At 60.0% G+C, this 25,221-nt stretch carries 23 protein-coding genes; 6 read left to right on the top strand and 17 right to left on the bottom strand.

Features of this window, described 5'->3' with window-relative positions; genetic code table 11:
* Positions 1-353: 353 nt before the first annotated feature.
* Together SM763_RS02390 and SM763_RS02385 are read right to left on the bottom strand one after the other, a co-directional pair.
* On the bottom strand, positions 354-1,025 hold the full coding sequence (locus SM763_RS02390; RefSeq protein WP_368997397.1) for a recombinase family protein: 672 nt from the start codon (positions 1,023-1,025) through the stop codon (positions 354-356).
* Between the two features lie 230 nt (positions 1,026-1,255).
* Positions 1,256-1,765: a hypothetical protein gene (locus SM763_RS02385; protein ID WP_368997395.1), complete on the bottom strand. Its 510-nt coding sequence runs from the start codon at positions 1,763-1,765 to the stop codon at positions 1,256-1,258.
* A 9-nt stretch (positions 1,766-1,774) separates the two neighbouring features.
* On the opposite strand from SM763_RS02385, the gene SM763_RS02380 reads away from it, so the two are divergent.
* Positions 1,775-2,899 carry an ImmA/IrrE family metallo-endopeptidase gene (locus SM763_RS02380; RefSeq protein ID WP_368997394.1) on the top strand — a complete coding sequence of 375 codons (1,125 nt, stop codon included), beginning with the start codon at positions 1,775-1,777 and terminating at the stop codon, positions 2,897-2,899.
* Positions 2,900-2,905: 6 nt separating this feature from the next.
* Positions 2,906-3,358 carry a hypothetical protein gene (locus tag SM763_RS02375; protein WP_368997392.1) on the top strand — a complete coding sequence of 151 codons (453 nt, stop codon included), beginning with the start codon at positions 2,906-2,908 and terminating at the stop codon, positions 3,356-3,358.
* Positions 3,359-3,737: 379 nt separating this feature from the next.
* Here SM763_RS02375 and SM763_RS02370 read toward each other — a convergent pair whose 3' ends face one another.
* The 15 genes from SM763_RS02370 to SM763_RS02300 form a co-directional block, all read right to left on the bottom strand.
* Entirely contained in the window at positions 3,738-6,887 is a 3,150-nt protein-coding gene (locus SM763_RS02370; protein ID WP_368997390.1) for a primase-helicase family protein, read from the bottom strand.
* 145 nt (positions 6,888-7,032) lie between these two features.
* A complete protein-coding gene (locus tag SM763_RS02365; RefSeq protein WP_368997389.1) occupies positions 7,033-7,164 on the bottom strand; it encodes a hypothetical protein in 132 nt (43 codons plus the stop codon).
* 182 nt (positions 7,165-7,346) lie between these two features.
* Entirely contained in the window at positions 7,347-7,685 is a 339-nt protein-coding gene (locus tag SM763_RS02360; protein ID WP_368997388.1) for a hypothetical protein, read from the bottom strand.
* Between the two features lie 470 nt (positions 7,686-8,155).
* Positions 8,156-8,404: a hypothetical protein gene (locus tag SM763_RS02355; RefSeq protein WP_368997387.1), complete on the bottom strand. Its 249-nt coding sequence runs from the start codon at positions 8,402-8,404 to the stop codon at positions 8,156-8,158.
* Positions 8,401-8,871 (bottom strand): hypothetical protein, encoded by a 471-nt coding sequence (locus SM763_RS02350; protein WP_368997385.1) that lies wholly within the window; start codon positions 8,869-8,871, stop codon positions 8,401-8,403. Before SM763_RS02350 ends, SM763_RS02355 begins: the two co-directional genes overlap by 4 nt.
* Positions 8,871-9,383, bottom strand: coding sequence for a hypothetical protein (locus SM763_RS02345; protein ID WP_368997383.1), 513 nt, complete (start codon positions 9,381-9,383; stop codon positions 8,871-8,873). The genes SM763_RS02350 and SM763_RS02345 overlap by 1 nt, the downstream gene beginning before the upstream one ends.
* Positions 9,384-9,593: 210 nt before the next feature.
* Positions 9,594-11,138: a site-specific integrase gene (locus SM763_RS02340; RefSeq protein ID WP_368997382.1), complete on the bottom strand. Its 1,545-nt coding sequence runs from the start codon at positions 11,136-11,138 to the stop codon at positions 9,594-9,596.
* Positions 11,139-11,363: 225 nt separating this feature from the next.
* The gene (locus tag SM763_RS02335) at positions 11,364-12,047 is read right to left on the bottom strand and encodes an ATP-binding cassette domain-containing protein (RefSeq protein WP_368997380.1); all 684 of its coding nucleotides are present in this window, start codon (positions 12,045-12,047) and stop codon (positions 11,364-11,366) included.
* Positions 12,044-13,789 (bottom strand): branched-chain amino acid ABC transporter ATP-binding protein/permease, encoded by a 1,746-nt coding sequence (locus SM763_RS02330; RefSeq protein WP_368997378.1) that lies wholly within the window; start codon positions 13,787-13,789, stop codon positions 12,044-12,046. Before SM763_RS02330 ends, SM763_RS02335 begins: the two co-directional genes overlap by 4 nt.
* Positions 13,764-14,612 (bottom strand): branched-chain amino acid ABC transporter permease, encoded by an 849-nt coding sequence (locus SM763_RS02325; protein WP_368997376.1) that lies wholly within the window; start codon positions 14,610-14,612, stop codon positions 13,764-13,766. Before SM763_RS02325 ends, SM763_RS02330 begins: the two co-directional genes overlap by 26 nt.
* 10 nt (positions 14,613-14,622) lie before the next feature.
* Positions 14,623-15,771, bottom strand: a complete 1,149-nt coding sequence (locus SM763_RS02320; protein ID WP_368997374.1) for a substrate-binding domain-containing protein — start codon at positions 15,769-15,771, stop codon at positions 14,623-14,625.
* A 29-nt stretch (positions 15,772-15,800) separates the two neighbouring features.
* On the bottom strand, positions 15,801-17,183 hold the full coding sequence (gene iaaH, locus SM763_RS02315) for an indoleacetamide hydrolase (RefSeq protein ID WP_368997373.1): 1,383 nt from the start codon (positions 17,181-17,183) through the stop codon (positions 15,801-15,803).
* A 59-nt stretch (positions 17,184-17,242) separates the two neighbouring features.
* Positions 17,243-17,959, bottom strand: a complete 717-nt coding sequence (locus SM763_RS02310) for a helix-turn-helix transcriptional regulator (RefSeq protein WP_368997371.1) — start codon at positions 17,957-17,959, stop codon at positions 17,243-17,245.
* A 375-nt stretch (positions 17,960-18,334) separates the two neighbouring features.
* Positions 18,335-18,904, bottom strand: a complete 570-nt coding sequence (locus SM763_RS02305) for a thermonuclease family protein (protein ID WP_065273219.1) — start codon at positions 18,902-18,904, stop codon at positions 18,335-18,337.
* A 350-nt stretch (positions 18,905-19,254) separates the two neighbouring features.
* Complete coding sequence (locus SM763_RS02300) at positions 19,255-19,524, bottom strand: DUF6455 family protein (RefSeq protein WP_082996122.1); 270 nt, start codon at positions 19,522-19,524, stop codon at positions 19,255-19,257.
* A 791-nt stretch (positions 19,525-20,315) separates the two neighbouring features.
* Between SM763_RS02300 and glnE the strand changes: the two genes are divergently transcribed.
* The 4 genes from glnE to SM763_RS02280 all read left to right on the top strand — a co-directional run bounded on the left by glnE (position 20,316) and on the right by SM763_RS02280 (position 25,219).
* The gene (gene glnE / locus SM763_RS02295; protein WP_368997370.1) at positions 20,316-23,114 is read left to right on the top strand and encodes a bifunctional [glutamate--ammonia ligase]-adenylyl-L-tyrosine phosphorylase/[glutamate--ammonia-ligase] adenylyltransferase; all 2,799 of its coding nucleotides are present in this window, start codon (positions 20,316-20,318) and stop codon (positions 23,112-23,114) included.
* A complete protein-coding gene (locus tag SM763_RS02290) occupies positions 23,107-23,376 on the top strand; it encodes a hypothetical protein (protein WP_065273808.1) in 270 nt (89 codons plus the stop codon). Before glnE ends, SM763_RS02290 begins: the two co-directional genes overlap by 8 nt.
* 79 nt (positions 23,377-23,455) lie before the next feature.
* Positions 23,456-24,670: an RSP_2647 family RNA methyltransferase gene (locus SM763_RS02285; protein ID WP_368997368.1), complete on the top strand. Its 1,215-nt coding sequence runs from the start codon at positions 23,456-23,458 to the stop codon at positions 24,668-24,670.
* 6 nt (positions 24,671-24,676) lie between these two features.
* Complete coding sequence (locus SM763_RS02280; RefSeq protein WP_274828533.1) at positions 24,677-25,219, top strand: RSP_2648 family PIN domain-containing protein; 543 nt, start codon at positions 24,677-24,679, stop codon at positions 25,217-25,219.
* The last annotated feature ends 2 nt before the right edge of the window (positions 25,220-25,221 follow it).

Here is a 25,221-nt window from a genome sequence, read left to right as displayed (position 1 = left end):
GGTGTCTTTCGCTCAGGGTCCCCGGAAGCGGAATCTTACACCCGGCAAAAGAATTCCTAGGAGTTGCAGGGATGCGAACTTTTGGGGCGGATTCCGGCGGATTCTGCAACAACATGACATTGAAGAGTTGCAGTAGGTGCTGACAGCTACTGCGCCGCTTTTTGTGGGTACCCGTATACCCCCTTTGGGTCCCCGCTAAGCAATTGAAAAAAGGTTTTTTTATTGATCCGCATGGGCACGCTAACGCCCGCACCGACCGACCCACTGGCACGGCAGGCCCGCCGACGGGCTGTTATGCCGCCTGAGCCAATATCAGGCCCTTTCAGGGCCGCTGACGCGGCTCACCGACCAAATCAGGCAGCGCGGGCAGACAGCCTGTCGGCGGCGTTCTTGACGCTCATAGCAGCCCATTTCTTACCCCTTGGAGTCGGCACATTGGCGGCGTTCAGGGCATCGGCGATCTTCTGGTAGGACGCACCGGATTCCCGCATGGGCAGGATGATAGAGGCGACACGGTCAGCAGCCGCGTCAGCGGCCTGTTTCGCGGCCTCATTCCGCTTCATGGTCTTGTCGCGAAGTCCTCCTAGCTGGACGCCACGGGCCTTGGCTGCGGCGAGGGCTTGCTTGGTCCTGATGCTGATGAAGTCGCGTTCCTGTTCAGCGAGAACGGCATAGATGTGGAGCTGCAGCTTGTCAGCGTTCGGCATGCTCGCGACCCTTATTTTTAAGGCCGGATCGTCGGTGAGAGCGCCAATAAAGCTGACCCTTCTGGACAGCCTATCGAGCTTCGAGACAAGCAATTCTGCTTTGTGCGCTTTCGCTAAATCAATGGCCTTCTGTAGCTCCGGACGGTGCGCGTCTGCGCCGCTCTGAACGTCAGTGAAGGTGCCCAGCACTTCAAAGGGCGTGTCGCTGTAGTTGTCGAGAAAGAGGGCAATATCACGGTCCTGAGCTTCCAGACCAAGGCCTGAATCGGCCTGCGACCGGGTGCTGACTCGCCGGTAAATGCAGTACTTTTTGACCATATCCGAGCCTCCTAAAAATCGTCGTCGTTCGTTGTGCTTTTTATATGGCATGCGTCAGCATGATTCGCGAGTCTTTTCAATATGATAGGCGGAAACAGTGCGTTTCCGCTCGCAGTACCTGAGTCTTTTAGTCTGTTAATGATGGGTCAGTATTACTTACATATTTTTGGGAGTTATACGCGCTGAGGCGCGTGGCGGCTGTCGGGGCTTTTTACAGTTTCACCAGAGATTTAGCTAGTTTCTGTCAAACGGTCTAAGACTTCAGTTTCACAGTCAGAAACACTCTCTCGTGCTGCGGCACATTTGCGGCGGATCACAAGGGAGGCCACCAAGAATATCCCAATGGGTAAACCGAGGTAGAAGCCGATGAGAGAGGCAATCCAACCACAGGTGAGCGCAACCGAGGGGGCCAAGGCCATAACGCTAAGGCCCACCAATGAAGCGATGACCAAAATAAAACTTGCGGTAAACAGGTGCCCGCTTAGCGTCTCCAGCGACAGTTCGAGACGCAGAAGCTCCGCATCGACATTTGCGACGCTGGAACGCTGGCTATCCAGTCGATTTGCGGAAACAACCTCTCTGAGGTAGACGGCCTTGCGGCGTAGCTTCGCCACACCGCCAGAACCAATGACCTGCACCACAGCAAGAGCCAAAAACAACCCTACACCCACCGACGCGACACTAGACAAATCACCTAGTTGTGTGGCTGTGTGTTTGCACCAACAGATCATAGAACCCATATTACCCTCATGCTTTTCGGCGACACATTCTATAGCATCCTCAAAAATCGCAAGATGAACTTGGCCGAACTGGCTGAGCGATCCGAGATTGAAAGCGACGTGTTGGAAGGGGCATTGGAGGGTGAAGCCGATCTTACTGACGCACAGGTAGAGCGAATTGCAGAAGAATTAGCTGTTCCCGCTATAGCTCTGTTTAGCAAGTCTTCCTTACCACTTTCAAACGTTCCCGATTTCCGGCGTAAAGTCCCATCTCAAACCCTTTTTGATTCCAGCATCATTAAGGCGATTGGGTTCGTCGAGAAAATCTCCTTGTCGCTTGCTTCGCTGGGCCTTGACCTTTCCAGTAGTGATGCGCTTGAGCGGTATTCCGGTCCGATTAACAAGCAAGCTGCTAAGAAACTCGCCAAAAAATGGCGGGGGCGTTGGGGAATTTCTGACGAAGAGCAACTTGAATGGAAAAGCTCAGGAGAAGTCTATTCCAGCCTTCGCGAGTATATCGAAAGCCTTGGCGTTTTCGTGCTGCATTACTCGTTTGGTTCGGACGTGGTGGCAGGACTATATGCAAAAGTTGACGGTGGTCCGCACACCATCTTGATCAACACAACCAGTTCAAGCAAAGCTAGGAAGCTTTTTACCCTCGCTCACGAATTCTGCCACGTTCTCCTGCGGGCGGATGGAGTATCGAACCCGTCTGTTCTCAAGAACAAAATTGAGGTCTTCTGCAACCAATTTGCGGCCTTCTTGATCGCGCCAGACAGGCTGGTTTCTAAAGCTCTGGCTAGATATGGCTACTCCGTATCAATTGACAACGATACGATCCGCCTCCTTGCGCGAAACCTTGGAATTAGCCAGCAAGCCTGCATACTTAGACTCGTAGACACAGACCGATTACAGCGTTCCGATTATGTACGCTGGATGTCTCAATTTTCCGGCGTTATCCCGGATGGGGACCGCCAAGACCCCGGTGGAGGGGGCGGTGGCGGTGACCCCATCAAGAACAAACGAACTCAGTTCGGCAGTTCCTTCCTGTCAAAACTGCGCTCCGCTCAGAAGAGCGGGTTGCTGGACGCAATAGAAATCTATCGCTTGGCTGGTATTAAGCCTAAGTACCAACGCGAACTTCTTGGAGGGTGATCTGCTTTGCCCAAAAAGAAGATTGAGGCCAAATACCTTTTTGATTTGCACGCTGTTATTGAAGCCCTTACCTGCGGAAACAACCTTATCAGAAATGCATTCATTAGCGGACTGAATTCCGGAGAAATAAAGGTTCCCAAAACCCTCAGCAAGGAACTGAAAGATGTAGATGAAGACGTTTACAAGGATTTTCAGGATGTGAAATCCGGTCGCGTTTACATTGATGAAGGTATCAAGCATCACGCAACGCAATCTGCACTGATGGACAAATATGGAACGTCTATTTTTGGTGGAAGCCCTCGCCCCTCCAGCTTTTGCGCGGTGGCGATATGTGCAGTTGAAAAACTTGACCTTGTGACACACGCGCGACCGCTGGATGACTGCAAGAAGATCGTCAAGAAATGCTCTATTGGGAAACCAAAAGTATTGTCTTTGACCGATTTTGCTGCACTGGCATAGGTGATCGCTAATGCGGCCCATCCTGAGTGGCGGGTGTGACCCGACATGACCCGACACTGACCCGACTATGTCGGGTCACGTCAAACCCCTTATTTTCTTGGCCATTTCAGCCTTCTGACCCAACGACCCGACACTTTCTTTATTTTTACAGAAAATAGAAAGATATAGGTATCAGGACGGGGACACACCCTCGCTATCCAATCTGAGCTGGGATTTCGTAAAACAGTCGGGTCAGTCGGGTCAGCCGGTCCAAATCGTCAAAATATAAATAATAACAATGACTTAGTCTGACCCGGCTAGTCGGGTCAGTGTCGGGTCACAGTTGGGTCAAAAGGAAAGGGGCGCTCACGCGCCCCTATCCAATTAACTGTGCCGCCGATCAGCGTCCATACCGCCTCAGCACGTCCGCCAACGCATTGAGCGACGGAAAGGTCACGTAGCGGACCCGGTCATTCGTCGTGACCGGCGTGTTATCAGTAGAGCTGGTCTGGTACGTCACCTGCGCCTTCAATTCACCACTGGGCGCGTCAGCGCCCAACAGCTCGCCGATGGCCTTGTTCGCGTTCTGCGCGACGTTCCCCCGCCCGCCATTCGGGTTCAAAAGCGCCTTCAAGTGAGGGTCAGCAACTACAGTCGGTTCGCTCTGCTTCAGCGGATAGTGAAACGTGGTTCCGTCCTTCATCCGCCCCGTAACCGCACCGTCACTGATAATGTCCATCAGGATCGCCGCAGGACCTTCAAGGCTCTGCCCCGCCTGTGCACGCAGTGCATCCGTCTTCGGCGGGTTCCGCAGTCCGTCCCATCCGCCAATCACGGACGGGTCCCAGTGCATCAGGTCATAAACCATTGCCTCAAGCCCACCGTTTTCCATTTCGTCGTCGATTGCGCCGAAATACTTAGCGTTCTGCTTCTTCTCATTTGAAACACGCAGCACAAGGAAGCGACGGGCGTCTTCGCCATTGGTCGGCACCATCCAATCATTGTTGGAAATGAACACCGTGTTGACGTAGTTCGGGCGCTCGACAAGGTTGTCGAACTTGCCTTCGATCTGAAGAGTCTCGGAAGAGATAATATCCTTGAGCGGCCCTTCTTCCTTCTTCTCCCCACCCCAGAATGCTTCTTCGCAGGTGAGGAAAATCTTACCATCCAGATGGGCATTGAAATTGCCAGTCAGATGACGGCCTGAGCTTACCTTGAGCGCAGCGGCACCAATAGCACGGCGCAACCAGTCGAAGACCTTGCTCTTTCCGGTGCCCTGTTCGCCCATGAAGGCCAAGGACGCCGGAATCTTCACGCCGGGGCGAGCGAAGATCGACGCAATGAAGGTCATGACATAGTGAAAATGCTCTTCATCGCCTGAACAAAGAATGTGCTCGATATGCCAGCGCATCTTTGACCAATCGCCTTCACGCGGCTCCACAGCGAAGCCAGTCCAAAGATTGTATGCGTGGGGCGGGACCTTCGCCGGGTTCGGCTCAAAGCAAGTGTCGAGATAGGTCGGGCGCTCACGCGCCCCTGCGAACACTTCATGCGGCTTGATGTGGTGTACGCCACCCTTCGGCCCTTCATAGCCAACCCACCGGTTCCGGTAGAGCTTATCAACGGTGGTGTCCTTCCAGAGCTTGACCGGCTTGCCCGGTCCCTGCGGCATGGCAACCTTAGCCTGTCCGTCCACAACTACCCACGCGAAACGCTGCATCATCGAGTCGGCAATCTGGCGCTTCACTTCCTTGCGCCCCATTTCGTTCGCAAGCTCAAATTCCGGTTCGATGCCATAGCGTGCGTAAACGCCGGGATTGTCGGCGGCGGACAACATGAAACCGGATTCCGTGATCCATTCCGGGTCATGCAAATCCGCCAAAAGATCAGGCGACTTGTAGTCTTCCGGCGCGGGCTTACCTGACACTTCGCGGCGTGCTTCCGCGACCGGGTCCGCGCGCTTATCCTCGTTCCAGCCTTCAAGCTGGCGCTTGACCGTCTCGCGGGCCTCTTCTACGCGCTCTCGCGCGAACTGGGCTTCCCCGCCCATGTTCACGATCTGCCGAATGATCGTGTCTGCGTCCGCGTCGCGCCCGTGCTCGCGGAAGTACGCCAAGGCCTCAGGCGTCCCGATAGATTCAAGCAGCGTCAGCCGCATGAACGGCTCTTCGCCGCTATCAGGAAGCGGTTCCATAAATGACGGGTCTTCCAGCATGTCGAGGGCCAGCACGCCGTCTTCCAGCCACTGCTTGAGCTGGTAGACGATGTGATTGTTCGCGGTCTTACAGCTTTCGTGCTCGCAACTCACCACAGCAAACCCGCTGTGCGAGTCTGCCGCGTTCACAGCAATCGTCGCCCGGTCCTTGGCCTTGTCGGTGTGGTTCAGTTCGCGATAGGCGCAGTCTACATGGCTCTTTCCGGTGCTGGTCCACTCAATATGCGCGTCGGTGCCTTCCAGAAGGTCGGCGATGTTCCACCGCATCCCGTAGCGCCGGTAAAGGTCCGTCACGGACACGTCGCCGAACATGACGCCTTCCGGGATGCTGCTTTCACCATGACCCTGACCGGCCTGCGACCACGGGTCCCCGGCGCTGCTCGGAATGTCGTCCCATGCAAGCGGTGCGCCCCGAAAAACGATACATTCAAAATCCTCGTCTTCCGGGCGGTGGCGGGCCGTGTAAAAGAGGCGTGACGGGTCTTCACAGGCCTTGTCATGGTGAACGCCCAGCTTCGCGGCCAATCCCTTGACCTTGGCCTTCCAGACGTCCGGACCCTTTGCGGGGTCGTCGTCCAGTTCAGCGATATTGATGGGTTCTGACAAAGGGAAGATCAGACGCATCTTGTGGATGGGCGGGCAGTCGCACCGCACCACGAAACCGTCGCCAATATCCACCTTTTCTTCGCGGATCGTGACCTTGCTGATAAAAGCGTCGCCAAGTGCGGGCTTCTTCTTGCGCAAGTGGTCGCGCACCATTTCGTCAGAAAACGGTTCACCGTTCGCCACGGCATGAATGGCGCTGTAACTGATGTCGATAGTCGTCTTCAGGTGATTGTAAGACGTGTACAGGAAGCAAGCCCAGCCGGTCTCTTCTACGGCCCGCGCCACGGCTTCAATGTCCGCCCCTTCGTCGAGGTCCAGCCCAATCGCCACCATTTCCCGCATGGCGAGCTTTTCGCGCGACCCGTTGGCGGACACGCCCAGAACGTAGCCCATGCCGTCCTTGCGGTCGCCCTTCCAGTGGGTCGTCAGCCCCCACCCTTCGCGGTTGTTTCCCTTGCTCGGATCAGCGCCCTCAGCAAGATCGCGCCACTTCCCTTCAATCGCGACCCACGCTCCCGGTGCAGTAGAGCGCTTGCCGCGAGGAAAGGGCTTCACATACTGATTGCCCAAAGTCATCGCCACGTGGCGTTCCATGAGCGCGTCAAAAGCGGCGCTCTGCGGCCCGCGCACCTCTGCGCTGTTCCAGACGATGTACGGGCCGTCTTCGTCTACCTGCTCGCGGTTCCAAGGAAGCGTATTATCCACTTCCTTCCTGATTGCCACAGTCATTCAGTTTTCTCCTATGTCAGTCAATCTAGTTTCATTTCTGTTCCCTCCTTCAGACCTGTTCATTCGACCCCCATCCTGTGAGGCGACGGGCGGCAGTAGAAACAGGACAAGCCTGCCGCCCCGATATGTTTTTGGGCTGGGCCGCTCAGTTTCGCGGCTCTCCCAGCAAGCAAAGCATTTCCATCGCCATTTCCGCTATCTTGCTCCGCTGTGCTGGCGTCAATTCCCGCTCCGCTGCTTCTTTGATCTGGTCTGCCAAAACGATGATGTCCGCCATTTTCTGCGCTCCTTTTGATGTGCTGTGATGACAGAGCTGCACCCTGCCGCCACAGCGAGTCAACATATTTTATCGTTTTATATCAGAAGTATAGCTTGAAGCTGAATTTCCGGAATGCGGTTTTGAGCTTCAAGCTCAAGTGTCAATTTCAGTGACCGGACCGCGCGGGGTGCTGAACCGAATCAAGCTGCCTGCCGCTCGCCGTAGAAACCTACCACTGCCCGCAAATGATCCCACTTGAGCTGCAACCGGATTCGCGCGCCGTCGCATGCCGGTGACCGGGGTCCCGTCCACCAGCCCGACCGACGCGGGCGAGGGTCAGGCTCAAAGCCTGCGCCGCGCATCGCCGCGTCGCAATCTTCGCCAAGGATAGCGCGGAGCTGCTTCACATCGGCAGCGGTGAGGTAGTACCCACCGACGCCATGCGTGTGGTTGTCGTGGCAGAACATATGCGCCCGCAACATTCGCTCCGCCTCTCCTGCCACGGTGTGGGGCTGGTTGGTCAAAGGAAAAATTGCCATTTAGTTTCCTGTCATGTTGGTCAGCCCTCGGCGGGAAGGAGAAGGACCCGCCGGGGGCTGGGACGGCAGGCCGGGGAGCATACCCGCCGTAGTCGGTTAAAATCCTTCGCGGGCCAGCGTGGCGGCGATAGCCCGTTCAATTGCGACGGTACTGGCTCGGAAGGAAGTACGTGGGCACGCCGCCCGCGCCGCGCGCCAGAGCTGGCACCGCCGCCGGTAGCGGGCCATGGCTAAGTTCAAGCGGTCATTGTTATGCTGCATTGCGCTGGTCCTGTTCACGGGCGGCAAGGATGGCCTCTACCTCGCGGGCGAGACGTTCCTGTTCGGCCTGCCGTTCTTCATCGGTCATCGCATCGCGAAGCGCTCGAGCCGCATTCCACTTTTCATCGCGGACTTGCTTGCGTGCCTTCTGTACCTTGGTGAGAGGCGGGGGGAGCGGGCCGCCTGCGAAAACAGAGCTATCAGGATCACTAGCGGGCATGACTGTCCGCCTTATCAGCGAGCGCGCGAATGGAATTTCGCTTCCGCTCCGCCGGGGTCAGAGCCGCCCCGCCGTCCGGCGCACTCAGGCGGCGGGCAAGGTACTGGTATTCGTCATCGGTGAGAATGTGCTTAGGCAGAAGAATGCACTTCCAGCCCGCACCGTTGCGACTAAAAAGGGCCGTCCAGTTTCCGCGCTGCGCGCGCACTGCAGTTTCGATCTGGTCAAGATGAGTCATGCCAACCCCCATGCCCGTGCCTTTGCCAGACGTTCAGCAGGGCTGAGGGTCAGGAGGCGGCGCAGCAAGGTTGCTTCGTCGGCAACCGAAGTCGGTGCAGGCACCGGGGCCGCGCCCGTCATCCCGAGTTCCCGCGCACGGGCCAGACGCTGGAAGCGCGGAAGGCGGTTCAATTCTTCGACGGCATCATCTTCGCCGCGTTCCAGCGCCGTGCGCAGTTCCTGCTGACGCAGGTGCTCCTGTACCGCCTCAAGGTCCTTGACCTCGTTCAAATAGTCGTCTGAAAGAGCGTCATCGGTCAGCACTGCCAGCCGTGCAGAGGGCAGAGCCACCACGTCTTCACGGTCCAACGTGACACCCAGCAACTTTGCGGCATCCGCCACAACCTTGTCGCTGACCGCCTCCCAGCGGGCCTTCAGCTTGTCGTCAGAGGCCACAATGGCCCGGAAATTCTCGCCTGCGTCCATCACGCGGCCTCCTTTTCATGCAAATCTTCGTACCGTGCGTTCGTGATCGCGAAGGGCACCGCCCAGTGCTCAAATCGAGGCAGCGCACTGTCGTCGCCAAGGACGGTCCACCGCATCACGGGGTCAGTCAGTGCCAGCTTGAGGCGCAGGGCCTCATGGTGCTCGAAGAGCACCGAAGACTGAACAGACCCTGCCAGCGCCCCGGTGAAGGTCACCTGCGCGCCAAACAGTCGCTCACGCTGTTCGCCACGCAGCCAGCCTTCCAGACGCCGCGCGCGGGGTACGGCATTGTCACCTACGAACAGCTCTTCACCGTCATCTTCTGCCAGATCGAACAGAGCGGAGACCTTGTCCCGTTCCCGGTCCTTGATGGTCGGCAGCACATCTGCCAGCCGATACCGGCGTGCGCCCTGCGCGGCGTGGGTGAATTCGAGCTTCCGCGTCCGGGTCGTCACGGTATTCCGCGACAGCACCAGCGCATTAGCCACGTCCATTTGACATACAGTCAGCACTCGTTACCCTACTCACAAACAATGATACTTTTTACTTGACACGGTTTTGTGTCATGTCGAAATCATGCGCCTATTTTTCGAATCGGTCAAGAAAACCGCAAAACGGGTCAAGTTAACCTGTTAATTAAGTTCGAAGGGCTGGGCGCTGACGCGCCAAAGAAAAAGGCCCGCCGGATGGGCGGGCCAGTTCGTCCGTGATATTGGTGAGGGTCACCAGTAGGTGATTGCGTCAAGTGCCTCTCGCAGCATAGCCAGCCCTTCCCGCGTGTCATTCAACCGAGTCTTGTAGTTTCGCAACTGACCCTGTCCGCCGACATGTCCAGTAACCCCTCGAATGACGTCATCGGAGTGCCCCGCGCGCTGTAGGCGGTCAACCAGCGTATCTTTGGTGCTGTACAGAACCTGACGGTCATTGGTGAAACCGGCACGCCGAATGGCCTTGGTGAACGAGTCGGACATGGTCCCGGCAGCGGACTCAGGTTTGGTTTTGCCCAGCTTCCAGCCGCCGTCCTGCATAAACTCATAAAAGCCATTCAGATGCTTTGATAAAGGCAGCTTGCGGCTTTTACGTGTCTTGGTTTCGGTAATGTTGATGAATTCCGGCGTCACGTTCTCAGGCTTCATGCGGAAAATCTCAACGGGGCGGGCTGCAGTGTAAAGCGCCACCCGGAATGCCCACTTGAAAGCTTCCTGCCGTTCGGGAGTGAACTTGGATTCAGGCCCCCAAGCTTCCTGAGCCAGTCTCCACACCTGCTTGATTTCCTCATCATCGAACCGCTGCCACCGCGACTCCTCTACCGGCGTGCCATTGCGGGGCATCTTGACCTTGTCGGTAGGCATAGTATCGAACCCGGGAACTAGTTCCTCGCTGATCGCCCACCGCATAATTGCTTTAACGGGGGCGAAGTATTGCGCTACAGACTCCGGTGCCAGCCCCTTTTTTTGACCCTCTTCAAGCAGGTGAGCGCGATACAGACGCAGTTTTTCTGGGGTGATCTGTTGTAAGGTAAGGTCGCCCATGAAGGCGGTCATCCGGTCGATCTTGCCGCGATAGCTACGCTGCGTAGCAGCGGACGAATTATGTAGCTTGAAGTACCGTTCGCGTAGAGATGACAGGCGGTGTTCATCGTCACCGATGACGCCGGGGGCTATTTCTTCGAGGCGAGAGAGAAGGGCGGCGTGGAGCATGTCCCAGAGCCGCTTCTTGCCCCCTGACGGGGGCACGGGCCGCAGTTCTTCCGGGGCCACGGGGTCGCCTTCAAGGTATGTCGCATCACCAAAGGCCATGAATAGGTGGGTGGCAAGTCGGCGATATTCATTTTCGGTGCCTTCCGCGTCTTCCATTTCTTCGGCAGTTTTCTCCCAAAGATTCCGAATGCCCTCAATTGCCGCAGCGTCTTCCTCTTCCGCCAATTCGCGTTCCTCGCGCGTCATCGGGACAGGAGACAGGCCGGGACGTGGTCCATCTTTCTGTAACCGTTCCATGGCGGCGAAGTGATCGGCGGCGCGGATCGTGACCGCGTCAGCGGTCGCCTGCGCACGCTCTACCGGGTCGCCCGATTGGAGGCGCTCAATCAGGGTGTCGTGCTTCTTCTTGTACTCGAACCACTTCTCTTGAGCGGCCTCTAGCTCGCGGCCCAGCGAGTAGTTCCATTGTTCGCGGCGCAGTAGCTCGCGAAGTGTTCGGGGCACCTTTCGCTTGTACCGGTAGAGGCCATCTTTTGTTCGAACTAAGTACCTAATTTTGGCGTTCACCGAGGGCCTCTTTTCGTCTAGGAGTGGTGAAAAGAGTAGCAGGTTTGGCAAAAAAGAGTAGCAGAAAATGGCGCTTTGCGACGGCTATATTGCTGAATTGTCAATAAAATAAGAGTTTTCTCTGTTGGTGGGGAGTTCAAATCTCTTATCACCCACCATTCCCTCTTTTCAAATTTACTCGTTTGAGTGATGGCGCGCGCAGGGAACTGCCGATTTTAGTCTCGGTCATAGGCTTAATATCGACCGTAATCGCTCTATAGAGACCTCGTTTGCGGGTTTGTCCAGAACCACCGTTCCGGCGTCGAGGCCGAGATACCAATCGGAAATACCGGTCAGAAAGCTGAGGTTCTGTTCGCACAACAGAATACCGGCCCCGGCTTTCGCTCGGTCCATCAGGCACTCCGCCATATGGGCGATGTTTTCCGGCTGAACGCCCTCGGAGGGTTCATCAAGGACAATCACCTTTGTGTCCTCGGTCATGGCGCGGACAAAGGCCAGGATTTTACGCTCACCGCCGGACATGGTGCCTGCGGGTTGGTCCAGCCGTTCTGCCAGCCTTGGGAAGCGGTCGAAATATCTCTCCGGTCCCTCCCGGTTGCTGCCGAGGGCCAGGTTCTCCCTGACCGTCAGATCGTCGAACACCATTGATGTCTGGGGCATGTAACCGATGCCGCGTTTGCGCCGGGCATGCGAAGGACGTGAGGCGACAGAATGCCCTTCCAGCCGGATATCACCAGCCCCCGCAATCAGGCTGCCCTGCACAAGTCGTGCAAGGGTGGTCTTGCCAACACCGTTCCGGCCAAAGACGCCCAGAACGCTGCCTGCTTCGATCCGGGCGGAGACATTGAACAGAACATGGGTGTCCCGGTAGCCGCCGGTCAGATTGTCGATTTCCAGAAGCGAGGTCATTTGGTGCCTCCCGCATAGACGGCCTGCACCTCGGGATTGCTGCGCACCTTGTCGAAGCTGTCAAAGGCGAGCACCTGCCCCAGGTGCAGGACCAGAACCTTGTCCGAGATCGCCTGAACGATGCTCATGTCGTGTTCGATGACGATGACCAGACCGCCGGTTTGTGCCTGATATGTCCGCACAAGTTCGGTCATCAACGCCGTTTCATCCGGGGAAAGCCCTGCACAGGGTTCGTCCAGCAGCAATACCCGAGGCTCAGATGCGATGGTCATGGCGTATTCCAGAAACTGACGGTGGCCTTGTGGCAGATGTGCGACCGGTGCGACCAGATCTTCCTGCAGAGGCACCGCGGGGCGTTTTAAAAGCTCCGTCAGCGATTCCGATCGCCAGTGCAGGGTCGCGGGGCGCAGCAGATCCACCAGCCGTGCCCGGTTGGCCATCATGGCAAGCGCCAGGTTTTCTGAAACGTTCATGGAAAAGAACACGGAGGGCACCTGCAACTTGCGGCCAATGCCGCTGCGCAGCGCCTTGTAAGGAGGGCGCGCGTGAATGTTGCGCGACCCCAATGCAATGCTGCCGCCGGTGATCTGCAGGTTGCCGGTGATCGCGTTGAGCGTGCTGGTCTTACCCGCGCCATTTGGCCCGATGACGCTGATGATGCCGGTCGAGGGCGTGTCAAAGGTCACGCCGTTCAGGATTCGGACGACACCGATCTGTAGATGCACATCGTCAAATCGCAGCGCGCCTGGGGCGTCGGTCGGTTTGCTTGGCGGAGCCGCGATGGAGGGCGCGCACCTGCCGGGCGTTGCGGGCCGGATGCGCCGGTATGCGGCTTCCAGCAGCTCCGCGATGCCGCCAGGGGCCTTCAGCACCACTAGAATGAAAGCCAAGGCCATCAATAGTTCCCAATAGGGGAAACTGTCGCGCAGCTCGGCTGAGGCCCAGCCGACGATGACGGCTCCGATCAGCGGGCCAAGCACGTGAAACCGGCCGCCCACAGCGGTCAGGATGACCATTTCAGCGGAGAGGCCGAACCCCATCGAGGTGGGCGTCACGATCCCCTGATGCGAAGCAAAAAGCCCCCCGGCCAGGGCCGCAATGGCGGCAGAGAAAGCAAAGGCTGCGCCTTTGATGACATGGGTCGGAAATCCGAGCAGTTGCAGGCGCGGTTCGTTGTCGGCCACGGCCTTGGCGATCAGGTTGACCGGAAGTCGGTTCAGGATGAACAGCAACAGGCTGACCAACACTGTGGCTGCGACGATGACGTGGTAAAAGCTTCCGAAGGGATCGAGATTGCCGAGGCTGGGAAACCCACTCATCCCGTTGAAGCCGCCGGTGAGCGGCGTGGCGGTTCCGGCGATCTGTTCGGCGATCATCACCAAGGCCAGTGTGATCAGTGAAAAGTATGGACCGCTTTCCTTCCGACCGCGAAAGATCAGCGTGGCCAGAAGGAAAGCAAACACGGCGATGGCAGCCAATACGGTGACGGCCAGGAGGAGGTCGATGCCGAGTCCGTTTCCTGCGCGCAGGGTGCTGGCCGTGACATAGGCGGCAAATCCGAAGAACAGTGCCTGCCCCAGCGGCAGCACCCCGGTCTTGCCCCAGAGGTAGCCGATGCCTTGCGCTGCGATGCCATAGATCAGGTACAGCCCGATCTGGTAGGCCGTGAAGTCGCCGAACACCTCGGGGATCAGGAGAAGCACTGCCAGAAGCAGGCTAACGGGAAGAAGAACGGATACCATCAGGTTTCAGCCAGAGAAAGAGAATGGAAAGAGTGAGAACAGCCAGATAGCCATAGGTCTGATTGGCAACGGCCCCGAGGACGGATTGCGTTCCCGCGATAATGCCCGCGCCGATGCCCAGCCCTTCGAGGGTGCCAAGACCGCCGACCACAAGGGCAAAGAACGAGCGGATCAGGTAATCGAGCCCCATCATCGGCTCGATCCGGATGGTGGGCGCCAGGATCAACCCGGCCAGCCCGGCGGTGCAGCAGCCGAAGATAAAAGCGCCAGCCGACAGCCGGGCGGTATTGATGCCCACAGCCTCGGCCAGGTCCGGATTGCCGACCATCGCCTTGATCCGGGTGGCGACCTTGGAGCGGCTGTTCCACCAGAACAGCGCGACAAAACCTGCGAGAATGCCAAGGATGACGGCAATGCGATAGGCAGGGTAGTCGGCGCCAAGAACACTGATCGTGCCGCTGATGGGCGGGGTGACGGATTGATAGCCCCGGCCAAAGATCAGCTCCACCGCTTCGCGGAGCAGGATGGCGATGCCCCAGGTGGCCAGCAGGCTGTCGAACATCCGGCCATAGAGGTGACGGATGATCGTGCGCTCAAGCACGAAGGCCACCAGGGCAACGGTCAGCAAACAAACCGGAACCTGCAGCCATGCAGGCAGACCCAGCGAGGAGGTGATGACCGGGGCATAGGCCCCGATCATTACGAATTCCCCATGTGCCATATTCATGATCTGAAGCTTGCCAAACACGATGGCCAGCCCCAGCGCGACCAGCGCCAGGGTGCTGATCTGCCAGGCAAGGTTGAGGACAAGAACGGAGGACATGGGCGCAGGCTCAGTCCGCGCAGGCTTCGGAGGAGGCCACCTTGTCGAAGGAGGCAACGATGTCGAAGGTGCCGCCGCTGCCATCGGCGAGATAGATCGTCTGCGCCATATGGCGTCCGGTCAGTGTGTTTTCACCGCGGGGCGTGCTCCATGTGGTACCTTCGGCGGCGGCATCCATCGCGGCAACGTCAAGGCTGCCCGCCTTGTTCGCGAGCGCGGCCAGCAGCATCAGCCCTTCATAAGCGGACTGACCAAGGCCATTCAGAGCCGGTGCATCCGCCCCGAAGGCTGCCGTGTAATCCGCCGCAAAGGAAACCGCAGCGTCTGAGGCGATGGAGGCAAAGTATCCCGAAGAGGAGAAAAGCCGGTCCGCGTTCTCTGCACCGATGCCCGCAAGGGTGTTTTCCTCGATCAATGTACCAAGTCGGAGGGCCTGCTCTTCCAGACCAAACCCCGCAAAGCTGACGTTGAAGCCGACGGACCCGCCCCCGACCAACGTGATCAGAATGGCGTCGGCGCCGCTTTCCTTGATGCGTTGCAGCGAGGAGTCGAATTCAGAAACCGTGAAAGGCACGTATTCCTCGCCCACCACTTCACCGCCTGCATCGGCGATATAGTTCTTCGCGAGCGCATTTGTGTCGCGCGGCCAGTTGTAATCATGGCCGATCAGATACCATTTCGACGCGCCTTCGTTTTCTGCCAGATAGGGGATCACCGGTGCCAGCTGCTGGCTGGGGGTTTCGCCGGTGACATATAGGCCGGGCGCGCAGGAGTTGCCTTCGTATACAGGGGTGTAGACATAGGGAACTTGCCCGTTGAAACGCCCGATCAGCGCTTCGCGCACTGCGGAATCATGCATGCCGACAAAGGCTTGCGCGCCTTCGCCCTTCCACAGGCGCAATGCGGCCTGTGCAGCCTCGGCCGGGGGCACGCCGACATCGGCGAATACCAGTTCGATTGCCTCGCCGTTGATGCCACCGCCCGCGTTGATCTGCTCGGCCGCCAATGTGGCCGAGTTGCGGGTGGAAGGGCCAAACAGGCCTGCCGGGCCAGAATCCGGCACCAGCACGCCCACCTTGATATCGGCGGCGGCAGAGACCGTCCCAAGGGCCAGCGCCACCGCAGCGCTGGCAAAGAGTTTGGTTGTTGCTTTCAGCATTTTTATTCTCCCTGTGTGGATGTCGGCGTCTATCGCGCCATTGATTTTTCTGCGGCCCGCGCCAAAGCGAGCAGTGCACGGTCCTTGCCGGGCAGGCCGTCAAACTCGATGCCGACCGGAAGGCCCGAGGAAACGGGGCACGGAAGCGAGATGCCTGGGGCGCCGATATTCGATCCAAGGTCGGTATTGCGGATGTAGGTGGGGAAGGTGGGGCATTGGTCACCGTTTAATGTAACGGTTTCGTCCTCACCGATGGGCCGTGCGGGCAGGGGGGTGGTCGGAAAGACAATCGCGTCCAATCCGTTGTCTTCGAAGACCTTGCCGTAGATCTGCCGCATCGCTGGGCGGTGCACATCCATCGCAGCCCGGTAGGCGGCTTCCGGCATCGCCTCGTCCCCCAGCTGACTGCCGATGGCGCCTGCCACATCAGGGGATCCGATGCCCTTGATGAGTGTTTCAAAGGAAACCTCTGGCGCGTGTTCGGCCAGATAGGCAGGAAGGTCACGCATGACCTCGTAGAAAACGACCGGGAAGCTGAAGGCTTCGTTGTGCGGCCAGATGCCATCGAAATCGACGTCGACAAGCTTAGCTCCCGCCGCCGACAGCACCGAAAGCTGCGCCTCGACCGCTGCGGCAACCACCGGATCGAGGTTGTCATAGAACATGTTCCGGGGCACGCCCAGCGTGACATCGGTCATCGCAAGCTCCGCGAGCGCGGCATCATCGCCGGATAGGACCCCATCGAAGAGGGCGATGTCGCGGGTGCTGCGGGCCAGGGTGCCGACGGTGTCGCGGGTGTGGGAGATCGGCACGACGCCATCGCTGTCATAGCGCCCGGTGGTCGGGCGGAAACCAATCACTCCGCACAGTGCTGCAGGAATGCGGCAGGAGCCGCCCGTATCCGTGCCGAGACCCGCCGGGAAGATCCCGGCTGCAACAGCGGCAGCGGTGCCGCCGGAGGAGCCGCCGACGATCAGGCCCGGATCTGCCGGATTGTGCACCGCGCCGGTGACCGCATTGTTCGAAGTGATCCCGAAGGCGAGCTCGTGCATCCCCGCCTTGGCGCCGATGAAGCCGCCCGCCTTGGTGATGCGCTTCACAACACCGGCATCGGTGGCTGGGGTATGCTGCAACAGCGCGCCAGTGCCGCCGGAGGTTGGGTAGGCCGTTGTGTTGATATTGTCCTTGGCCACGATGGGAAGCCCGGCCAGCGCCGCCTCCGGGTGGGCTTCAAAGGCTGCGGTCGCCGCCTGGACAACCTGCCCGGCGTCGAAACTTTGCAGCGCATTCAGATCGGCGTGTTTCGCGGCCCGCTCTGCCAGGGCCTCGGCATAGGCCGCCGGTGAAACCGATCCTTCCTTGAGCGCAGCGACCGTTGCAACGGCGTCCAAACGTTCCAAATCCAGCGTCATTCCTGTCTCCCTGATGGTTGGGAAACAGGATAGGTTTCGGCAGGATTACATTCCTATCATCACAAATGATGATTTTTCTCAGCCAAGAAAGGTGCCAGCTGGGTACGCCGGTTCAGCCCGGATTTTCGGAAGATGGAGGCGATATGCGAGCGCAGAGTCGGCTTGGAAAAGCCCAGCTTTGCGCAGAGTTCGTCATCGCTGAGGCCGGTGATCAGCAGGTCGGCAACTTCGGCCTCGCGCACCGTCAGCCCCAGATCATCGGCGATATGTGCAAAGCGGAGAGAGGGCGTTTGCTGCGTGGAACTGCGCGCGCGGACCAGCGCGTTAACAAGGCTGGGCCCGACCGCATCCACGATCCGGGCATCCCGTGGCGTGAAATCCTCGCGGTTTGCGCCGCGCCAGATCCGCAGGTCGCCGATGTTGTCGCCCCGGTCATAGGCAAAGAAATCCATACCGTAGCACAGGCCATCTTGCTTCAGGAAATCGTTGTAGAACTCGGTCTTGACCAGCCGGTCGTGGCGCATCACTTCGCTGACCGGCGTCGCCTTCTTGCGCTTTTGCAGGGTTGGTGTGATAGGGTCGTTGAACTGAAAATAGCTTTCGTAGCGGCGCAGGTTGTCTTCGCTCATGTTGATCTGAACGCAGGACACGAACCTCTGCTCGGCATCATCCCAGACGTAAGAGGCGAAATAATCCGCCTTGAGAAGATCCAGCATCTTTTGGCCGACACGGCGACGGACCTCGCAATGGTCAAAGGCACCACTGAGGTCTCGCATGATCGAAAAGATCAGCTCGGTTTCTGTTTCGGTTAGCTTCACTGGCACCAGTCGAAAGGGAACACGTCATTACTGTTGCAGAAAGAAACATCCACAACAAGAGGAGCGCGTTGCAAGGTCGAATCCAGATGCGGGCAAGGTGGGAAAATAGGCTGTATGGGAGGCTGCGCGGCTGAAGACCACGCAGTTTTATGTTCGGACGCAACCGGAATTCGGCATCCCATGCTGAATGCGAAAACACCGCACAGACCGGGTGGCGCGGCTGCAGGTGGCGTCCGCGGGCGTCAAAAAAGGGGGGCTGTGCAAAGGTAAGGCCAGAGGCGCCCGGCAAAATGCGCTGGCCCCCGGTCCGGTCTGCATACGTGGTGAGAACGGTCAGTCCTGTTCGGCGTCCCAGTTCCAGGGCGGAGCGGTTTCGGCCTGCCAGATGCCGCGCGCATTGGCCTGCGCGATCGAGGCCTGCGGGACATAGCGGCCGTCGTTCTCATGCGCCCAGGCCAGCCCTTCTTCGACCAGCAGGGCCCCGACGTCGACCCCATCGGCATCGCAGGTGGCCAAGTGTCGGCCATAGTGATCCTGATCGGTGCTAAAGCATTCCACCCGCTCAGCTTCGTTCACAATGGAGCGCACCCGTTGGCGCGCCTGGGCGGCGCAATCCCAATAGGACCCGTCCGGCGTGTTGCAGCGCTGCACCGCGAGCGGCGCATCAATATCGACGAGGCGGATGTTCAGATCGCCCATAGCCAGCGAATCGCCATCGATAACCCGAAAGTCCCGGCCCGGCGCCGACACCAGCGGCACGACCTCACCGGCCAGTTTTTCGATGCTGTGCAACTGCAGGAAGATCTTTGCGGAAATGGGGTCGCCGGGCTGCAGATCGGCAGACATGGCAGCGCTGGCGGCAAAAGTAAGGGCGATACGGGCGGCAAGGTGTTTGATTTTCATCGGCGTGGCTTCTCTGATGATATTTGTCAGGTGGTGCTGATGGTTAAAAACTCGAATGAGCAGGATCATGCCCTCAAACAGGCCAATATTTGGTTAATGGCGGTGCAGACAGTGCCAGAGCGGTTCATCAGGGGCCCGCATGGCACGCCGTTGGGGCGCCTATTCTCCCCCAGAAATCATACCGCTATGCCCCGCATCTCACCCTGGCCGAGCGGGGGGGGGAATCCAGGGAAGCCGCCCCGGGCAGTCTCAGGTGTTCAGTCTGCAGGTCTGCAGAGAGGTAGGACAAGGGCCCTTGTGGGCCGCGCCGCAGTTCGGCTGCCACAAGGCTGCGGGCATAGGTGTCGGGTTTAGGGTTTCAGCCGCTCAAGGATTTCCAGGTTGGCGCAGAAGGAGGGCGCAGCGGTCGCATCGGGTTCTGCGTTGCGCCAGTGTTCGCATTTCCGCGCGCAATTGGAGGAATTGCAGCGATGCACCATGGTGGCATAATCCACTGCGGTGATGTCACCTTTCTTCATGGCGGCGCCAAGATCGACACCGGCAGCTCTGGCGGCGGTGGACATCAGGCCGATGGATTTGCTGAGGTACCCCGGCCTTGTCAGTTTTTCTGCTGTACTCATCAAAAAAGTGTCTCCGACCCACGCCAAAGGCGCGGCTGCTGTTGGTTCGTCGCGTGTTCAAGGCGACCATTCATGTCGAGACCGGCGGAGGAGCCGACCACGTCATCAGTTGCGTTTCCAATCTGACCGACAGCGACAGCTAAGGTGAAGAACGCGGCACGAATGGGGCACCAAAGCGCCAATCGGTAAGTTTCCGTAAAGACTAGTTACGATTTTATTCGAGCTGTCCTTATGGCGGTCACGCGACACGGCCTGAGAGAGAACCGGAGGATGGTACTCTCGCGCTCTCGGCCCGGTCTGTCCGTGTTCTGAGCTGGGGGTGTTTCTTGGACTTTTACGCCACGATGGGGGCGACCAGCCTGGTCAATGGGCGTTGCAAAAGAGATAGGCTTTTCTTGCGCGCTGCCCGCCCATTCCCCCGGCGCGGCCATGCTCATCGATGGTCCGGTTTGAACGACGGCCACTCGGTACGATACTCGCTACATCCGAAAGCCAAACCCTTTGGGAAGGCCCCAAAGGTGGGCATTTGGCTCTGGTTCCTGACAACGGGATACTGATTACTGGCACATTCGGGCAAGGGAGAGGAGCACAGCCACACCTCACTATAACGTGATACAACCCTGGGTGGTTATGGGGGTATTCCAGACCTCTGCGTGGTTTGCTGCTCCGCCTGGTCGTTGGCACCAGATTACCGCGCCCTTTTGACCTGGTTCAGCGGGCCGGGGAAAGGGTGGGCAGGCGCCGCCAAAAGGCGCATTGACGCCGGTTTCACGGCAGCACAGAGTCCCGATATGAATGCTGCCTTTGACATCACCCGCCTGCCGCGCCCCTTTGATTCCGAACTGGGTGCAGAAACCCGTGCTCTGGTGCCTTCGGCTTCGGCCGAAGTGGCTGAGCTTCTGGCCGGGACCGGCGGCTCCAGCCCCTATCTGAAAGGTCTGATCACGCGGGAGGCAGCCTGGCTGCCCGAAGCCCTGGCAGATCCCGAGGCGGCGCTCGAGGCCGTGTTTGCCGACTGCCGCGCCATGGCGCCCGATCAGCTGAAACCGGGGCTGCGTCAGGCCAAGCGGCGTGTGGCCCTGCTGACGGCGCTTTGCGATCTGGGCGGTGTCTGGCCGCTGGAACGGGTGACAGGTGCGCTGACGGATTTCGGTGCGCTTTGCGCTGATGTGGCGATCAAGTCGGAAATCGCCGCGCTGATCCGCCGCAAGAAACTGCCGGGAATGAGTGAGGCAGATGTGGAAACTGCAGGCGGGCTGACCATCCTCGCCATGGGCAAGATGGGCGCGCATGAGCTGAACTACAGTTCTGACATCGATATGATCTGCCTCTTTGACGAAACCCGGTTCGACCCGGATGATTTCTATGAGGCGCGTCAGGGCATGGTGCGGGCTACTCGCAATATGTGCGCGCTGCTCAGTGACAAGACCGGGGATGGTTATGTCTTCCGTACCGATCTGCGCCTGCGCCCGGATCCCTCAGTGACGCCGGTCGCCATGGCGATGGAGGCGGCAGAGCGCTATTATGAGAGCCTTGGGCGCACCTGGGAGCGTGCCGCATATATCAAGGCGCGCGCCTGCGCCGGGGACATAGCCGCAGGTGAGCGGTTCCTTGCGGCATTGCGGCCCTTTATCTGGCGCCGCCATCTGGATTTCGCGGCCATCCAGGACGCCCACGACATGCGGCTCAGGATCCGTGAAAACAAGGGCACTGGCGGTGTGATCACCGTGCCGGGCCATGACATGAAACTGGGGCGTGGCGGTATCCGCGAGATCGAGTTCTTCACCCAGACCCGGCAACTGATCGCGGGCGGGCGCGATGAAAGCCTGCGCCTGCGTGGCACGGTCGAAGGGCTGGCGGCGCTGGCGGCGCGGGACTGGATCCCCGCCGATGTGGCGGCCACCCTGACCGATCACTACCGGTTCCACCGCGAGGTGGAGCACCGTATCCAGATGGTGCATGACGCGCAGACCCACCGTATGCCGCAATCCGAGGATGGCATTGCCCGCGTCGCCTGCCTGATGGGGCGCGATCCGGCTGAGCTTCAGTCGGAAATCCGCGACCGGCTGACCGAGGTGCATACCTTGACCGAAGGCTTTTTCGCCCCGGATGCAAAACCGGCGGCGGCGCCTGCGCTGCCCGAAGGGCTGGATGAGGCAGTGATTGCACGCTGGCCCACCTATCCGGCGCTGCGCTCGGCCCGGGGCGCGCAGATCTTTGATCGGTTGAAACCGGATCTTCTGGCGCGGTTGGCGCGCACCGCAAAACCGGCTGAGGCGCTTTTGGCACTGGATGGATTCCTTGCTGGTCTGCCCGCCGGGGTGCAGCTGTTTTCCCTGTTCGAGGCCAATCCGCAGCTGCTGGATTTGCTGGTGGATATCGTCGGCACCTCTGGTGAGCTGGCGGCCTTCCTGTCGCGCAACGCGGGCGTGTTCGACGCGGTGATCGGCGGCTCCTTCTTCGATCCCTGGCCGGGCGGCGCCAAGCTGCAGCAGGATCTGGAGGCGCTTCTGGCCGCCGAAGGCGATTACGAAACCCAGCTCGACACTACCCGGCGCTGGTGCAAGGAATGGCATTTCCGCATCGGGGTGCATCATCTGCGTGGTCTGATCGATGCCGAGGCCGCGGGCGTGCAATACGCCGAATTGGCCGAGGCGGTGATCGCCGCATTGGTGCCCTGCGTCGAGGCGCAGTTTGCCGAAAAACACGGCGCCGCGCCCGGGCGCGGCGCGGCAGTGGTGGCGATGGGCTCGCTTGGGGCCGGGCGGATCAATGCGCAGTCCGACCTTGATGTGATCGTGATCTACGATCCGCAATCGGATGAAGGATCCGAAGGCAAGCGACCGCTGGCGACGCGCCCCTATTTTGCCCGGCTGACGCAGGCGCTGATCACCGCGCTGACCGCGCCGATGGCGCAGGGACGCCTTTATGAGGTCGATATGCGCCTGCGCCCCTCGGGCAATCAGGGGCCGGTGGCGACCAGTCTCGCCAGTTTCACCAACTACCAGCAGAACGAGGCCTGGGTCTGGGAGCATCTGGCGCTAACGCGGGCGCGCAGCATCGCCGGGCCTGCGGATCTGATCGCCGATATCGAAGACCTGCGTAGCGCGGTGCTGAGCGGCCCGCGTGAGCGGCTGCAGATCCTTACCGAGGTGGCCAACATGCGCGCCCGTATCGCGGCGGCCAAGGCCCCGGCGGGGGTCTGGGATGCCAAGACCGGGCCGGGCAGGATGATGGATATCGAACTCGTCGCGCAGGCTGGCGCGCTGCTCTCTGGTTCTGGGGCGCGGGATGTGGCGACTGGTCTGGACGGCGCCGTCGCATGTGGCTGGCTGGATGCCGCAGAAGGTACCAGACTGACGCAGGCCTATCGCCTATTCTGGTCAGTGCAGACGGCGGCGCGGCTGCTGTCGGCCAAGGCGCTGGATACCGCAGCAATCGGTGAGGGCGGCGCGCAGTTCCTGTGCCGCAGCACCGGATTTGAAACGCTGCAGGGTTTGGAGCAGGACTTGGAAGACAGCTATGCGGCCTGTCGTGCGATGATCGACGGGGCGCTTGATCGGGAAGGTGCAAATGGCGCAGATGAGTGAGCAGGACCAGATGGACCCCAAGGGGCTGATCCGGGAATCCTTCCGGATCGACGGGATCGACATGTCGCAGTGCCGCAGTATCTTTCTGGACTGGGCGCTGAGCCTGCCCGGAGGGATTGATAACCGCGATGCGATGCAGCGCCTGCTTGCCAAATATGAGGACGGACAGCCGGACCACCCGATGGTCATCGTTCTGCGTGAGGGGCTGGCCGAGGTCGTGAAGCCGCGTCGGCGCGGCGGCTGGCGCAGTCGGGATCGCTAGGCGTTCGGCACTGCGCGCTATTACCGACTGGCGCGCTGCGGCCTCTTCCCCTCTATCTGCCTTGCAGCTATGAGGGGGCATGACAGACACAGCCTCCGCGCCGCAGCGCCCCCGCGTAAAACTGAAGCCCAAGGCCAATGCCCGTGCGATCCGGCATGGGTTTCCCTGGGTCTATGCCAATGAACTGGTCACCGACCGGCGCACCCGGAAACTGGCGCCGGGCACATTGGCAGTGCTTGAGGATGAGGCGATGCGGCCGCTGGGGCTGGTCTCGGTCAATCCTGACAGCAAGATCATCGGCCGGATGCTGGACCGCAACCCTGAGGCACAGATTGATCAGGCCTGGTTCGAGGCGCGCCTGTCGCGGGCGCAGGAAATGCGGACACAGCTATACGATGCGCCCTTCTATCGACTGGTCCACGCCGAGGCAGACGGGTTGCCGGGCATCGTTATCGATCGGTTTGGCGACACTTGCGTGGTGCAGCCCAACGCGGCCTGGGCCGAAGCGCATCTTGAGGCGCTGACCGCCGCACTGGCCACTGTCACCGGTGCTGAGGTGATCCTGAAGAATGCCTCAGGGCGCACCCGGGGGCTGGAGGGGCTGGACGATGTCAATGCCACCCTGCAGGGCGAGACGCCGGACGCTCCGGTGCCGGTTCAGATGAATGGCGCCACCTATATGGCGGATCTGACTGGCGGGCAGAAAACCGGCCTGTTCTTCGATCAGCGCGAAAACCACGCCTTTGCTGCGCGGCTGGTGGCACCGGGGGCAAAGGTGCTGGATGTGTTTTCCCATGTCGGCGGTTTTGGCCTTGCCATGCTGGCGGCTGGCGCAGCCGAGGCAACCTGCGTTGATGGGTCTGCCGCGGCACTTGATCTGGCGGGGCAGGGCGCGGCTGCGTCGGGCTGGCAGGATCGTTTTGTCGTGCGGCAGGGCGATGCCTTTGACGTGCTGGCGGCGCTGGGCAGCGAAGGCGCGCAATTTGACGTGGTGATCTGCGATCCGCCCGCCTTTGCGCCCTCCAAGAACGCGCTTGAGGCGGGCCTGCGCGCCTATGAACGGGTGGCCAAACTGGCCGCGCCGCTGGTCGCGCCGGGCGGCTATCTGGGGCTTTGTTCCTGTTCGCACGCGGCGGATCTGACTCGCTTCCGCAACGCCTCGGCGCGCGGGATCGGTAAGGCCGGGCGGCGGGGACAGCTCATTCACACCGGATACGCCGGGCCGGACCATCCGCAGATGCCACAGCTGGCCGAAAGCGGATACCTCAAGGCCGTGTTCTTCCGACTGGACTGATCGCGCGTGAAACTGCTCCTTGATACCTGCGTTCTTTATCCCACGGTGATGCGGGAGATGCTGCTGGGCGCGGCCCGGCTGGGGCTTTATGCGCCGCTCTGGTCCGAGCGTATCCTGGAGGAATGGCGCCGCGCGGCGCTGAAACTCGGCCCCGAAGGGGCGGCGCAGGCCGCGTCCGAAGTTGCGTTGTTACAGGCGAACTGGCCCGGTGCACTTGTGGCGCCCGCACCGGGAGTGGAGGCGCGGCTGTGGCTGCCGGATGCGGCGGATGTGCACGTGCTGGCCGCCGCCATTGCGGGGCATGCCGATGGAATCGTCACCATGAACGCCAAGGATTTTCCGCGCCACACCCTGTCCGAGGAAGGGTTGAAACGCATCGGCCCGGATGAGCTGCTTTATGATCTGTGGCTCAAGGAACAGGCCGGGATGCAAACGGTCGGCGCGGCCGTTCTGGATGAGGCCAACCGCCTGTCCGGCGGCGGCTGGCAGATGCGCCCCTTGCTGAAAAAGGCACGCCTGCCACGGCTTGCGAAGGCGCTGGCGGGCTGAAC

Origin of the sequence: Pseudophaeobacter sp. C1-32P7 (genome assembly GCF_041008775.1) — a bacterium.
In the GTDB taxonomy this organism is placed as follows: domain Bacteria; phylum Pseudomonadota; class Alphaproteobacteria; order Rhodobacterales; family Rhodobacteraceae; genus Phycobacter; species Phycobacter gallaeciensis_A.
The sequence above is the reverse complement of the archived record's forward strand: the minus strand, read 5'-3'. Positions and strand labels throughout refer to the sequence as shown.

What these genes read in the sequence shown, in the direction of transcription:
- SM763_RS02290 (WP_065273808.1), top strand. Translation starts at nt 23,107, where the DNA reads ATGAGTGAGCAGGACCAGATGGACCCCAAGGGGCTGATCCGGGAATCC.
- SM763_RS02285 (WP_368997368.1), top strand. Translation starts at nt 23,456, where the DNA reads ATGACAGACACAGCCTCCGCGCCGCAGCGCCCCCGCGTAAAACTGAAG.
- iaaH (WP_368997373.1), bottom strand. Translation starts at nt 17,183, where the DNA reads ATGACGCTGGATTTGGAACGTTTGGACGCCGTTGCAACGGTCGCTGCG.
- SM763_RS02380 (WP_368997394.1), top strand. Translation starts at nt 1,775, where the DNA reads ATGCTTTTCGGCGACACATTCTATAGCATCCTCAAAAATCGCAAGATG.
- SM763_RS02350 (WP_368997385.1), bottom strand. Translation starts at nt 8,871, where the DNA reads ATGGACGCAGGCGAGAATTTCCGGGCCATTGTGGCCTCTGACGACAAG.
- SM763_RS02390 (WP_368997397.1), bottom strand. Translation starts at nt 1,025, where the DNA reads ATGGTCAAAAAGTACTGCATTTACCGGCGAGTCAGCACCCGGTCGCAG.
- SM763_RS02300 (WP_082996122.1), bottom strand. Translation starts at nt 19,524, where the DNA reads ATGAGTACAGCAGAAAAACTGACAAGGCCGGGGTACCTCAGCAAATCC.
- SM763_RS02335 (WP_368997380.1), bottom strand. Translation starts at nt 12,047, where the DNA reads ATGACCTCGCTTCTGGAAATCGACAATCTGACCGGCGGCTACCGGGAC.
- SM763_RS02365 (WP_368997389.1), bottom strand. Translation starts at nt 7,164, where the DNA reads ATGGCGGACATCATCGTTTTGGCAGACCAGATCAAAGAAGCAGCGGAG.
- SM763_RS02320 (WP_368997374.1), bottom strand. Translation starts at nt 15,771, where the DNA reads ATGCTGAAAGCAACAACCAAACTCTTTGCCAGCGCTGCGGTGGCGCTG.
- SM763_RS02385 (WP_368997395.1), bottom strand. Translation starts at nt 1,765, where the DNA reads ATGGGTTCTATGATCTGTTGGTGCAAACACACAGCCACACAACTAGGT.
- SM763_RS02305 (WP_065273219.1), bottom strand. Translation starts at nt 18,904, where the DNA reads ATGAAAATCAAACACCTTGCCGCCCGTATCGCCCTTACTTTTGCCGCC.
- SM763_RS02310 (WP_368997371.1), bottom strand. Translation starts at nt 17,959, where the DNA reads ATGCGAGACCTCAGTGGTGCCTTTGACCATTGCGAGGTCCGTCGCCGT.
- SM763_RS02360 (WP_368997388.1), bottom strand. Translation starts at nt 7,685, where the DNA reads ATGGCAATTTTTCCTTTGACCAACCAGCCCCACACCGTGGCAGGAGAG.
- SM763_RS02355 (WP_368997387.1), bottom strand. Translation starts at nt 8,404, where the DNA reads ATGACTCATCTTGACCAGATCGAAACTGCAGTGCGCGCGCAGCGCGGA.
- SM763_RS02370 (WP_368997390.1), bottom strand. Translation starts at nt 6,887, where the DNA reads ATGACTGTGGCAATCAGGAAGGAAGTGGATAATACGCTTCCTTGGAAC.
- SM763_RS02325 (WP_368997376.1), bottom strand. Translation starts at nt 14,612, where the DNA reads ATGTCCTCCGTTCTTGTCCTCAACCTTGCCTGGCAGATCAGCACCCTG.
- glnE (WP_368997370.1), top strand. Translation starts at nt 20,316, where the DNA reads ATGAATGCTGCCTTTGACATCACCCGCCTGCCGCGCCCCTTTGATTCC.
- SM763_RS02330 (WP_368997378.1), bottom strand. Translation starts at nt 13,789, where the DNA reads ATGGTATCCGTTCTTCTTCCCGTTAGCCTGCTTCTGGCAGTGCTTCTC.